This is a genomic window from Flammeovirga agarivorans (assembly GCF_012641475.1).
Taxonomy (GTDB): Bacteria; Bacteroidota; Bacteroidia; order Cytophagales; family Flammeovirgaceae; genus Flammeovirga; species Flammeovirga agarivorans.
The window spans coordinates 574,332-587,373 of record NZ_JABAIL010000001.1 but is presented as its reverse complement, the minus strand read 5'-3'; the positions used below and the strand labels follow the sequence as shown (position 1 = coordinate 587,373).

Here is a 13,042-nt window from a genome sequence, read left to right as displayed (position 1 = left end):
CTAAGGTTTATCTCCACTTAGAAAGTAGATAGAGATTATTTTAATTAATCGACTTATGATTATAATACATCGAGTAATAGAAGGCTGAAATTACGCCTCCTAAACACATCATTACTGGAATGGATGGGTGTGATCCAACGTTTAGTAGTCCTACGCTTACAATTGATAGTAACAATCCGGCTAAAATGATGGTTAGTTTATTGACTTTCATAATAAGTAAAGTTTTTAATAAAAAATGTGCCTGGCCGAGCATGTCCTTCTCCGCCTAATTGAATAATTATCTGATCGTAATCTGTCGCTTCGGATACATCATTATAAATGACTTCTCCTGTTGACTTGTCAGTCACTTCAAATTCAGAGAATGTAAAAGTGATCGTTTCCCATTGATCAGACTGATTTACTACCTGAGATACAGCAGCATATGTGTCCCAAGATGATTCACCTTTTTTGGAGTTTCCAAGTTTTATTGATACGACTGGGTCTAAACTTCCGTCAGTATCACTCCAATCTTCATGAAGACCAATAGTTTGATAGTCATTTGTAGAGGGAAAATATACATCCAGACTAAAAGAGTTTCTTGATGAAAGGTCTAATCGGTGATTTAGTTGAAGATAAATATAATGAATAATATTATCATTTTTAGCATAAGAAAACACATTTTCTTGTGTGTTATTTGGATTTAAAACGAATTCTCCATCGATATCCTTGATTTGAAAGGACAATTCCTCATCTCCAACAGTTCCATTTAAATTACTATTGAAAGGAAAATTAATGCTTCTTTCCTCTAAAGGTGTATCAAGTTCAACCTCTTCGACAACATCTTCTTGAACATATTTAATGTATCTATAACTAACCAAACCTTCATACTCTATCAAGTATCTTAAATAGAGTTCTGTTTCAGAAATTGAAACAACTTCATAGTTTACTATTGGTAAAGAGTTGTACTCTTCATAATATGCTAAATAACCATTATCAGTAAATGAAATTACATCTTTACCGTTATCAACAGTATAATTGAAATTAAATACTTTCGGACCCGAATAAAGAGTTTCAAACTCAACTGTTTCTTCAGAATCACTCAAGCTCCAATGGTTTATCTGGTAATCTGCGTTTACTGCTACTGTAAATTGATCTTCACTTGTAGCTGTAAATGTAAATCGAGAAGCTAATGAATTTTCAAAACTTCTATTTTCTACGTTATTACCAATGAAATATCCACTATTACTTGTATATAGGTCTGATGATTCCGAAGCTTCATCTCCAATACCTATTGCACCTTCGCTAACAGATAACTTCCATGTTTTCCCTTCGCTATCACAACCTCCAGCAAGTAATAACATCAGTTCATCTTGGCAATCTGGGGTAATTTCAATTGATTTCGTTTCCAACGGTAATACTTGTTCATCGATTTTCATCGAAACATCAATATTATAATTTCCATGACTAACATAGTGATGAGTCAAAGTATCATTATTAGAAATTATAATATTTCCATCTCCAAAATTGTAGATAAACTCGTCTACTTTATTATTGGTACCATCTACCTCAACAAAAACTTTCTTATCGCCTACAACGTCTTGTGACAATAAAGTTTCCGCAGGCAAGACTTCTATTTGTTGAGCTGCTAACGTATCTCTAGCATATCCATTTACAATTACTAGCGATACCGAATAAAGTCCACCAGCATTGTAAGTATAACTTAAGGGATCATTTAATGAAGATGTAACGATAAGACCTGCTCCATTTCCAAAATCGTAAGAGATATATTCCACATTTTCATCTTCCGTAAAAAGCATTTCTGTTGCCATACCTTTCACCGCATAAGGTAGAATAGAAAAACTACCTACAGGCTGTGCATCTCCAATGTCCATAAACTTTTGCTGATACTCTGGTAGTACCATTGAGTTTTGATCTTCACCGGTTCTTTTAATTGCCAGTTGGTTAATCACTTCAGTACTAATAGACCTTAAAGTATCTACATTAAATCGCTCAAAACCTTGATCTTTATAGATGATATTGACATAAAATTCTTCACCTAAGAAATAGCCTGTTCTAATCTCATCTGTTGAGAAAGACAGTGTACCGAATTCATCAGAAATCTCAATAACAACATCTTCATATAAGTTTACTACATCTTGACTCAATTGAATGTTAATCTTCTTTGTTTCTAGCTTCGATGTAAAGTATACCAAAGAGTTTTCATTGGGTAATACAGTAAATGACTCACTACTGTAATAAAATGGATTATAAAAGTTAGGTTGATTTGAGTTTTGATTATTAAAGAATAGAGCGGTATACTTCCCTTCATTAAGAGTGACCACTTTAGGGATATCAGCATAACGATTGTAACTCTCGATTAGTTTTTCTCCAGACTCATCATAAATCTGTAAAGAAAGATTAGACAAAGCAATATTAGCTACTTCTTGTGGATCAAAAGAAATAGTCATAGTCCCCTGTTGTATAGGCTCTTCTTTTTCGCATGAAACAAGAAAAGTTAGTAGGGATAGCAGTAACCAATAGCAGATGCTTTTTAGTCGAGGAGTCATATTCAGTTTGTTGTGGCTAGATTAAGCTTTTACAATTTACAAAAGAGAATAGATTTATAAATAGTAAAATTTAAAGAAGTCAGATGAGGGGACAATTATTAGTATTTTTATGCTAGTTTATATTAAAATAATACTATTCCAAGAATTGCACTTACTGCAATTAAAGCGATAGGATGTATTTTCTTATCAAAGAATTTTATAATAACAGCAACTATTATGCATAATACAATGCTAGGATAGTGAACCTTATCTATCTCAATATCAAAGAAAGTACTTTCAGCAATCTTCCATCCTGCAAATAAGATCAAGGCAATTGTTACCGGTTTGATACCAAAGAAAAAGGCTTGCTTCCATTTATTTTGTTTTAACTTTTTCAAGATTTCTGATAATGCCACTATGCATACAACAGAAGGTGTTGCTAAACCAGAAGTAGAAAAAACACCTCCGATAATCGCTCCCAACCTACCACCTACACTTACCCCTGCTTGGTTGCCCACATAGGTTGCCGAATTTACTGCAATAGCTCCAGGGGTCATCTGTGCCAAGGATAGTACATTATAAAATTGATCTGGCTTCATCCACCCTTGTTTTTGAAACTCTACAACAAATAATGGTACCATGGCTAACCCACCACCAAAACTGAAAAAACCTATCTTACAGAACGTAATAAATAGATCAAAATACTCCTGAATTGCTTCTAATGATAATGCTTCCATACTATTTCAATAAGTTTTTCATTTCTTTTGGTAAAGCAACATATAAGCCTACTCCTAACATTGCACCAACGATAATTAATAATATTGGATGGATGTGGAAAACAAAAAGTAAAAGGCAAGCAATTAGAAAAATCCCTAAACCATATTTATCAGTCACACTACCTTTGAACATTTTCCAAACTGAATGACCTATTAAAGCCACAATACAAGCTCTTGCTCCCATAAATGCTTTTTGAGCAATAGGGTGTTCAAATGTTTCATCAAATAAATGGTAGATAATAGTGATGACAAGATATGAAGGAGCTATTACGCCCGCAGTCGTCATAATCCCTCCGAGGAATCCTTTTTCTCTGTAACCAACAAATGTCGCAGCATTGATAGCAATAGTTCCAGGCGTCATCTGTGCAATAGACATAATCTCAAGCAGCTCTTCATTCGTGAGCCACTTCTTATTATCAATGAGTTCTTTCTCTAATAAAGGCACCATTGCATAACCTCCTCCAAAAGTGAATAACCCTATTTTAAAGAAGCTATAAAATAGTTGGAAATATATCATATTTAGTAATTAGCTTAAATTAAGCCGTAAGTTTAAAGACTTGAGAATTAAAAAAAAATGATCTCACAATATGGTTAATAACTATTAGGTTTTAAAATATTGATTGATTGGTGCGAGTAGTAAATTGTTTTAGAAACCTAACTCCCATATACGAATTACCTTTGTTGTTTAACCTTGGGCTCCAAACCGAAATCGTATACTTATTGGGTAGTATTGCTACAATCCCACCTCCTACTCCAGACTTTCCTGGCAAACCCACTTTAAAAGCAAATTCTCCGGACTCATCATAAAAACCACACATTAGCATGATAGCATTAATTCTTTTTACCTGGCTTTGGGAAAGGTGAATACCATTATAGGAAAAAACGGAATTTGTATCCGAAAACTTATGGAATGCTTTACCTAATTCTTCACAAGTCATTGATAAAGAGCATTGATGATAATAAAAATCTAACACCTCTTCAACATCATTTTTAATATTACCAAAAGACTTTAGCATGTTTACATGAGCAGAGTTTTTATAACCAGAACGTTGTTCCGATTTCGCTACATCTTTATCATAATCAATGGTATCTACACCTGTAAGTGCTCTTATATATTCGAGAAATTCTTTCTTTGTATCTTTGAGGTAAGTCACCAATAGATCTGCAACCACTATTGCTCCAGGATTAATAAAAGGGTTCCTAGGTATCCCTCTTTCATATTCCAATTGAACTATCGAATTAAAGGCTGTACCAGAAGGCTCTACCCCTACTCTTTTCCACAAGGCTGGTCCTAATAATGACAATGCAATTGACAAGGAAAAGACTTTTGAAATACTTTGAATAGAGAACTTTTCTCTTGCATCGCCTATTGAATAATTGAAACCATCGTGTGTATAAAGATGAACTCCAAACTTATTAGGCGATACTTTTGCTAGTTCTGGAATATAAGTCGCTATCTGTCCGAAGTCCTCTTCAAACATTAGGTCTCGATAGATCTCATTAATAATACTTTGATAGTCTATAGCTTGATTCATTGATTTATGTGTGTTTCATGGTTATAAACACATATATACCAAAAAAATATAAAAGGAAATTATTCTGTGTGAAAAGTTCTTGTTTACTGAATATTGGATTATGGGTAAAATGAAAATTAAGATTACTTAACGTCTGTTTTCTTTAATGTTATTATATATTTTAAAATAATTGCTAATTTCACATTTAAAGAAGATTGTTTTACCTGTGTCTAACTATCAGTGTCAAATTATTATTACCGGTAAAACACACTTTTCTCTTAATTTAAATTATACTAATCATCATCTTAAAACCATTATGACTTACAAATCTGCTGTGGCATCAGTTCTGATTGCTGGTGCTCTGATTGCAGGAGGATGTTCAGCCCCGCAAAAATCGTCTGAATTTGACTATGAATATGTCAAAAATGATCCTCTAAAAACTAGAATTTATACTCTTAAAAATGGTCTGAAAGTTTACCTGTCTGAGTACAAAGACGCACCTAGAGTACAAACTTACATTGCTGTTAAAGCTGGTGGTAAAAATGACCCTGCTACAGCTACAGGCCTAGCACACTATTTAGAACATATTATGTTCAAGGGTACTTCTCATTTTGGAACACTAGATTGGGACACAGAGAAAGTATACTTAGATAGTATCGAAAATATGTTCGAACACTACAGAACATTAACTGATGCAGGGGAAAGAACTGAGTATTATAAAAAGATCGATCAGGTATCTAATGATGCCTCAAAATATTCTATCGCCAATGAATATGATAGAATGATTGGAATGATCGGTGCCACAGGTACAAATGCTTACACAACTAATGATAGAACTGTGTATGTAAACGATGTCCCTGCCAATGAGTTAGAACGTTGGATGGAAATTGAATCAGATCGATTTAAAGAAATCGTTCCTCGTTTATTCCATACAGAACTTGAGGCTGTTTATGAAGAGAAAAACAGATCTTTAGATAACGACCAGAGAAAAGTATTTGAGGCTATGTTCTCATCGATGTTCCCTAATCACCCTTATGGAACACAGACTGTAATTGGTACGATTGACCACTTGAAGAATCCTTCAATTACAGAGATCAAGAAATACTTCAACACCTATTATAGACCAAATAACATTGCAATTTGCTTGAGTGGTGATTTAGATCCTGATAAAACAATCGCAATGGTTAATAAATACTTTGGTGATTGGAAACCAGGTGATATCCCTGAGTTTACTTACGAGGAAGAAAAACCTATCACAAAGCCTATCGTAAAGGAAGTTTATGGTCCACAAACAGGGATGGTATTTATGGGGTACAGAATGCCTGGTTTAAAATCAGATTCAAGAGACCTTCTTAAAGAACAACTTTGTGATATGATCCTTGCAAACAGCTCTGCAGGATTGATCGACTTAGACTTAAATCAACAGCAGAAAGTATTGAATGCATCTAGTTTTGTCTATCCATTCAATGACTACACTGTTCATACTTTATATGCAATTCCTCGTCAAGGTCAGACTTTGGAACAAGCACAGCAATTATTACTTGGTGAAATTGAGAAATTGAAGAGTGGTGATTTCGAAGATTGGTTATTAGAAGCCATCGTCAACGACTTCAAAAAATCTGAAATCAAGAAGCTTGAATCCAACTCTGCAAGAGCGGATGCATTTGTTCAGGCGTTTACAAGAAATATTGATTGGGCAAATTATATTGATGATATCGATGTAATGCAGACAATTACAAAAGAAGAAATTATGGCTTTCGCTCAAGAACGCTATAAGGACAACTATGTAGTTGTATACAAGAGAGTTGGAGAAGACCCTAATAAGATGCAAGTAGAGAAGCCTTCAATTACTAAGGTGGAACTAAATAGAGGTAAAGAATCTACATTCTTCCAAAAAATTGCAGCTCAAAAGCCAGGTGCATTATCTCCTCTTTTCTTGGATTACAGTAAAGATATCAAAGAAGATAAAATGAACAGTGATATTACTGTTCGCTACAAGAAGAATGAAGAAAATGATCTTTTCGAACTTTATTATATCATTAATGTCGGAAAAGATACAGACCCTAAACTAAGTACTGCAATTCAATACTTAGAGTTCTTAGGAACTGATAAAATGTCTTCTGCACAGATCAAACAAGAATTCTATAAACTTGGCGCCAGCTTTAATGTGAATACAAGTGCTGACCAAGTATATGTTTCATTGAATGGTCTTACGGAACAAATGGTTCCGGCGATTCAATTATTCGAAGATCTATTAAATAATGCCAAAGCTGACGATATGGTATTAAAAAATATGATCGCCAATGAGAAGAAAAGTCGTGAGGATACTAAGAAAAATAAAGGAGCAATCCTTTTCTCAGGTTTGATGAATTATGGTTTATATGGAGCAAACAACCCATTAACCAATGCTTTATCAAACAAAGAGCTTGACCTGATTAAGCCAGAAGAATTGATTGAACGTATTCATAGCCTTACAAAAACGAAACATAGAGTATTGTATTACGGACCGGAATCTTTAGATAAAGTAGTGACTACTTTAAATAAAGAACATAAGGTTCCGGCGAAACTTAGTCCAGTACCTACTCGTAAAGAATTCTTTATCAAAGATGTTGATCAACCAAAAGTATATTGGTCACATTATGATATGGTACAAGCAGAAGTGATCTTCTTAGCAAAAGGAGATAAATATGATCCGAAAAGGGTTGCTGCTGCTACACTCTTCAACGAGTACTTTGGAGGAAGTATGAATGCGATCGTATTCCAAGAAATGCGTGAAGCACAAGGTTTAGCTTATTCAGTATTCAGTAAATACGGAGTAGCATCAGAGAAGAATAAAAATGATTACACCTTAGCTTACATCGGAACGCAATCTGATAAACTAAAAGAAGCTATGGCAGGTATGAAATCTTTATTGGATCACCCTCCTAAGAATGAAAAATCATTTGAGGCTGCTAAAAAGGCTATCTTGAGTCAATTAGAAAGTGAGCGTATCACTAAGTCTGCGGTGCTATTTAATTATGAAACAGCATTAAAACGAGGTGATGACCATGACGTGAGAAAAGACGTTTATAATGCTATACAAACAATGACTGTAGATGATGTAATGGCATTCCACAAAGAATTTATCGAAGGTCAGAACTACAATGTTTGTGTTGTAGGCGACAAAGATAAATTAGATATGAAAACACTTAAAGAATATGGAAAAGTTCAAGAATTATCATTGAACGACCTATTTGGATTTGACAACAAACCTAGAGTTGGCAAACACCAATAATTCATATTTTTAACAAGTATATTAAGCCAAGTTCTTCAATTTTCGGGAACTTGGCTTTTTTTATCCTTTAAAAAGAAAGTATATTTATATTTTAATCCTGTTTTGATGGCCTTTCATCTACAATGCATCAAAACAAACTATTCAAAGTTTATAGACAACATTCTATGAAAACAAGATTTATTAACTTCTTATTACTTTGCCTAATTACTGTTTTCTCCTCTCAGGCAAAAACTACGGTAGCAATACCCTCTTCATTTGAACTACTAGGTTCAAAAGTTGTGATTACTCAAGGTGGAATGGATAAGATTATGGTGAAATACAATAGCCTAACTCGTTCGCCTAAACACTACAACGAATTATTGGAAAGATGTAATTCTTACTTCCCATATATAGAAAGAGAATTATTAGCCAGAGGGGTTCCTGGTGAGTTCAAATATTTAGCATTACAAGAATCACTTTTAAATGGTAATGCGATTTCTAATGCAACTCCTCCAGCTGTTGGTTTCTGGCAGTTTAAGGATTTCACAGCCGAAGAAAGAGGTATGAAAATCAATAATAAAATTGATGAGCGTAAGAATGTTGTTTCTGCTAGTATTGGTGCAGCAGATTACCTTTCAAAGAACTACTATTACTTAGGTAACTGGTTCTACTCTATGATTTCATATCATGATGGTTTAGGTGGTGCTAGAAACTATATTAAGTCTAACAACTTAAACTACTACAACCAGGTTACTATTAATGAAAAAACACACCCTTATGTGTTACATTATCTTGCTCACTACTTTGCATTTAAAGACAAAGTAGGTTTAGATGATGGTCATGTAGTAATGATCGAGTTCCCAACTAATGGATATACTTTATCACAAGTATCTCAATTTACAGGACAACCTGAAACAACACTCACAAAAAATAATACTTGGCTTACTAGTTCGTACATTCCAGAAGACAAGGTATATTCTGTAATGATCGAATCGAAACCAGATGAAATCAATCAATTGGTTGCTCGCTTAACTCCATATGCAAAACCTAGAAAGACTAGAGATAGAAAAGCGATCTTCCAATTCTATTCAGATACTATTCAGGATAGCTTCCCATTTGTATTACCTATTGCAGACGAATCTACAAACAAGAAGTTTGATTATGCTTTAGTAAATGGTGTAAAAGCTGTAATACTACATGAAGAAATGACACAAACGGAACTAGCTACTGCTGTAGGTATTTCTAAAGGTAAAATCAGAAAATACAATTACGAAGGAAAAAAGGATAAGTTAATTAAAGATACTCACTATTACCTTGCACCACTTCCAAAAACAATTCCTGAGTCCTATCACATACTTCAAGAAGGTGAGACTATCACTTATCTTGCTGTAAAATATGGTATTGATCGTAAGGCTCTTCTTAAGTTAAATGAACTGAAGAAAGACGATGATGCTAAAGAAGGCGACAAGATATACTTTAATTAATAGTATACAGTAGATAAATAAAAAAGCGATCCATTAAAGACTAAATCTTTAATGGATCGCTTTTTTTGTCTCTAAAGGTTACTACTTGGACCTATTATATTGTTCTCGTTTGTCTTCTTTTAATTGGGCAATGATCAGTTTGTCCAGGTAATTAGATTTCTTTTTAATAGTAACATTCGCCTTAGGAGACATTCCTAATGCTTTTTTCATAGATAATAAAATGAGTATGTATGTAAACCAACTGTATTTGCAAGCTATTGTTTTTTTTATCGGAAGACAATAAATAGCCCTACAAATCAATTATTGAAGCCATATAAAGTAATAATTATAAAAATAATACAATAAAGAATTGATAATAAAGGATATATACAGACATCTATTAATAAATACAGATGATTTAATAAATAAAAATGTTGAACGTACTAAGAATACGTTCTGCTATTTGACCTTTGTTAAGTAGTAAAAGTATAAAAGCCCTTTATACTAAAGCATTTGAAAGCCTTTCTTTTCTTAAGATTGGCTTTTTCTTTACATAGGGTTATCAATCCATTTAATAAAGAGACATTAAATTAACACTGTCTATTCTCTTTCGATCCATATATAAAATAACGTTCATAGTTCAACAAACATCAAATAATATATAAGTTATTGTTTTGCATCATGATTTAGAAACAAACAACTATCATAAATTTTCAATCATGAAGCACTCTTTATTTTCTATCATTTTTTTACTTATAGCAAACTTTAGCTATGCTCAAAAAGGATCAATTACAGGTCTTTTATTAGATGAATCAGACCTTCCTCTAATTGGAGCAACTGTTCAAGTAAAAGGCCTTAGTTACCTAGGTACAATTTCTGACAACAATGGTAAGTTTATACTGGTTAATGTACCTGAAGGAAAACAAGAAATTGAAATCTCTTATTTAGGTTTCGAAACTTATAAAGAAACAATCGACTTAGCTGCTGGACAAGAACTAGATCTGAAACGCATTCAGATGAAAGGAAACTTTATACTTGGTGATGAAGTAGTCATTTTAGGAACAAACCTTCAAGGACAGGCCAAAGCATTAGGTCAACAAAAAAATGCCAACAACATTGTCAACGTAATCTCTGCTGACCAAGTAGGTAAATTTCCAGATTCAAATGTAGGAGACGCATTAAAGCGTGTCCCAGGTATTACAATGCAATACGACCAAGGAGAAGCTAGATTTGGCCTTATCAGAGGTACTTCACCAGACTTAAGTGCAATTACTATCAACGGTGAGCGCGTTCCTTCTGCAGAAGGTGAAACAAGAGCAGTACAGTTAGACTTAATTCCTGCTGATATGATTCAATCTATCGAAGTAAGTAAGACTTTAACTCCAGATATGGATGCCGATGCAATTGGTGGTTCTGCTAACCTAGTATTACGTTCGGCTCCTTCCAATTTAAGAGTATCAGGAACTTTAGGAACTGGGTACAACTTTCTTACTGAAAAGCCTATGCTAAATGGAGCAATCGTATTAGGTAATAGATTTTTTGATGATAAGTTAGGTGTGATCGTTTCAAGTTCATACTTCGATCATCAACTAGGTTCTCATAATATTGAAGCAGAATGGGATGATGCAGACAATCCTTATATGACAGACTTCCAGGTGAGAACTTATGATGTTCACAGAATTAGAAGATCATTATCAACTACATTAGATTATACTCTAGGTACTAACTCTAAAATTTATGTGAGTGGTATTTACAATCATAGAGATGATAGAGAAAACAGATACAGATTAAGATACAAAGACATCGAAATGAACGACGATGGCTCTTATACTGCTGAGATCAGAAGACAAACGAAAGGAGGACTTGATGATAACAACAATAAGAATACAAGACTAGAAGATCAAAGAACATATAATGTTACTCTTGGTGGAGAGCATTTACTTGCTAACCGTTTCAAATTAGACTGGTCTGGTACACTTGCAAAAGCTTCAGAAGAAAGACCTCACGAACGTTATATTTCTTGGAGACAAAAAGATGTTGGGTTATCACAAGACTTGACTAGTACTCGCCAACCAAATATCAATGATAACGGTGCAGGTATGCAGTACGGGGATTTCGATTTAAAAGAAATCACACAAGAGCAACAGTACACTGAAGAACTTGACAAAAATGCTAAAATCAACCTTGAAATACCTTTAAATAACACAAAGAACAAAAGTATTATCAAGATTGGAGGTAGATATAGAGGTAAAGAAAAGTCAAGAAACAATGGGTACATGGAATATGCTCCTCTAGATGAAGCTCCTTTTGGAAATATGACTTTGCAACCGATGAAAGACCAAACAAGAGATCCTTTCTTAGCGGGAAATTACACATCTGGTAACTTTACTGATGCTACTGCATTAGGACAATATGATCTAACAAATACTTCATTATTCGAAGCTACAGATCTACCTGAAGAATACCTCGGTGGCAATTACAATGCGAAAGAACAAATCTCTGCCGGATATGCCATGTTAAAGCAAAGTGTTGGTACAAAATGGTTCTTTATTGTGGGTGCTCGTATCGAGAATACTCAAGTAGATTATACAGGATACCAAATTGAATTTAATGAAGAAGGCGACTTTGATCCTTCAGCTACTAAAACAATTGAGGGTACTAACAGCTATACGAACTTCTTACCCAACGTTCAAGCACGATACAATATCAATGAGAACACTATCTTAAGAGCTGCCTGGACAAATACTTTAGCTAGACCTAGGTATTATGATTTGGTACCTTATAGATCAATTTCAAGAGAAGACAATGAGTTATCGGAAGGTAATCCTAACTTAAAACCTACTACTTCTATGAACTTCGATTTTATGGCTGAACATTATTTCGAAAATGTAGGTATTCTATCAGGTGGTGTATTCCAAAAAACATTGAATGATTTCATTTATGATTATCAAGCAAGAAACTACCAAGATCCTGCTAGCGGAAATGTTTACGATAGATATTCTCAACCTAGAAACGGTGCAAAAGCTAGCTTATTAGGTACTGAAGTGGCATTCCAATATCCATTTACGGGAGCATTAAAAGGATTCGCTTTATACACCAATTACACTTACACTCACTCAGAAATTCAAGATTTAGGTATTGAAGAAAGAGAAGATGAAACATTAGCCTTACCTGGTACTGCACCTCATACAGTAAACGGCTCATTGTCATTTGATTCTCAAAAATTCAGCTTTAGAATTTCTTTAAACTACACTGCTGCTTATTTAGACGAATTATCAGACGAGGCTTTCAAAGACAGATATTACGATCAGCAATTATTCTTAGATGCTAATGCGTCTTATGCATTTAATGAAAAACTACGCCTATATGTTGAAGGCAACAATCTTCTTAACACTCCACTTAGATACTATCAAGGTTTTGAAGAGTACACTATGCAAAGTGAATACTACAATGCAAGAGTACAATTAGGGCTAAAATTTGATTTATCAAAATAATTACTGGGTGGTACACT

At 34.0% G+C, this 13,042-nt stretch carries 8 protein-coding genes; 3 read left to right on the top strand and 5 right to left on the bottom strand.

Annotation, left to right across the window (positions count from 1 at the left end; genetic code table 11):
- Window positions 1–40: 40 nt before the first annotated feature.
- From HGP29_RS02445 to HGP29_RS02425, 5 genes are all read right to left on the bottom strand, one after another.
- A complete protein-coding gene (locus HGP29_RS02445; protein ID WP_168880722.1) occupies window positions 41–211 on the bottom strand; it encodes a hypothetical protein in 171 nt (56 codons plus the stop codon).
- Window positions 198–2,447: a DUF4493 domain-containing protein gene (locus HGP29_RS02440; protein ID WP_168880721.1), complete on the bottom strand. Its 2,250-nt coding sequence runs from the start codon at window positions 2,445–2,447 to the stop codon at window positions 198–200. Before HGP29_RS02440 ends, HGP29_RS02445 begins: the two co-directional genes overlap by 14 nt.
- 221 nt (window positions 2,448–2,668) lie before the next feature.
- Window positions 2,669–3,262 (bottom strand): chromate transporter, encoded by a 594-nt coding sequence (locus HGP29_RS02435; protein WP_168880720.1) that lies wholly within the window; start codon window positions 3,260–3,262, stop codon window positions 2,669–2,671.
- 1 nt (window position 3,263) lies between these two features.
- Window positions 3,264–3,818 carry a chromate transporter gene (locus tag HGP29_RS02430; protein ID WP_168880719.1) on the bottom strand — a complete coding sequence of 185 codons (555 nt, stop codon included), beginning with the start codon at window positions 3,816–3,818 and terminating at the stop codon, window positions 3,264–3,266.
- A gap of 91 nt (window positions 3,819–3,909) precedes the next feature.
- Entirely contained in the window at window positions 3,910–4,836 is a 927-nt protein-coding gene (locus tag HGP29_RS02425) for a glutaminase (protein ID WP_211093179.1), read from the bottom strand.
- A gap of 295 nt (window positions 4,837–5,131) precedes the next feature.
- On the opposite strand from HGP29_RS02425, the gene HGP29_RS02420 reads away from it, so the two are divergent.
- The 3 genes from HGP29_RS02420 to HGP29_RS02410 all read left to right on the top strand — a co-directional run bounded on the left by HGP29_RS02420 (window position 5,132) and on the right by HGP29_RS02410 (window position 13,025).
- A complete protein-coding gene (locus tag HGP29_RS02420; RefSeq protein WP_168880718.1) occupies window positions 5,132–8,089 on the top strand; it encodes a M16 family metallopeptidase in 2,958 nt (985 codons plus the stop codon).
- Between the two features lie 164 nt (window positions 8,090–8,253).
- A complete protein-coding gene (locus tag HGP29_RS02415; RefSeq protein ID WP_168880717.1) occupies window positions 8,254–9,552 on the top strand; it encodes a transglycosylase SLT domain-containing protein in 1,299 nt (432 codons plus the stop codon).
- 698 nt (window positions 9,553–10,250) lie between these two features.
- Window positions 10,251–13,025 carry a TonB-dependent receptor gene (locus HGP29_RS02410; protein WP_168880716.1) on the top strand — a complete coding sequence of 925 codons (2,775 nt, stop codon included), beginning with the start codon at window positions 10,251–10,253 and terminating at the stop codon, window positions 13,023–13,025.
- Window positions 13,026–13,042: the final 17 nt, after the last annotated feature.

Bases quoted from the DNA above. Each gene is read 5' to 3' on its own strand.
- HGP29_RS02445 (WP_168880722.1), bottom strand. From the start codon at position 211: ATGAAAGTCAATAAACTAACCATCATTTTAGCCGGATTGTTACTATCA.
- HGP29_RS02440 (WP_168880721.1), bottom strand. From the start codon at position 2,447: ATGACTATTTCTTTTGATCCACAAGAAGTAGCTAATATTGCTTTGTCT.
- HGP29_RS02435 (WP_168880720.1), bottom strand. From the start codon at position 3,262: ATGGAAGCATTATCATTAGAAGCAATTCAGGAGTATTTTGATCTATTT.
- HGP29_RS02430 (WP_168880719.1), bottom strand. From the start codon at position 3,818: ATGATATATTTCCAACTATTTTATAGCTTCTTTAAAATAGGGTTATTC.
- HGP29_RS02425 (WP_211093179.1), bottom strand. From the start codon at position 4,836: ATGAATCAAGCTATAGACTATCAAAGTATTATTAATGAGATCTATCGA.
- HGP29_RS02420 (WP_168880718.1), top strand. From the start codon at position 5,132: ATGACTTACAAATCTGCTGTGGCATCAGTTCTGATTGCTGGTGCTCTG.
- HGP29_RS02415 (WP_168880717.1), top strand. From the start codon at position 8,254: ATGAAAACAAGATTTATTAACTTCTTATTACTTTGCCTAATTACTGTT.
- HGP29_RS02410 (WP_168880716.1), top strand. From the start codon at position 10,251: ATGAAGCACTCTTTATTTTCTATCATTTTTTTACTTATAGCAAACTTT.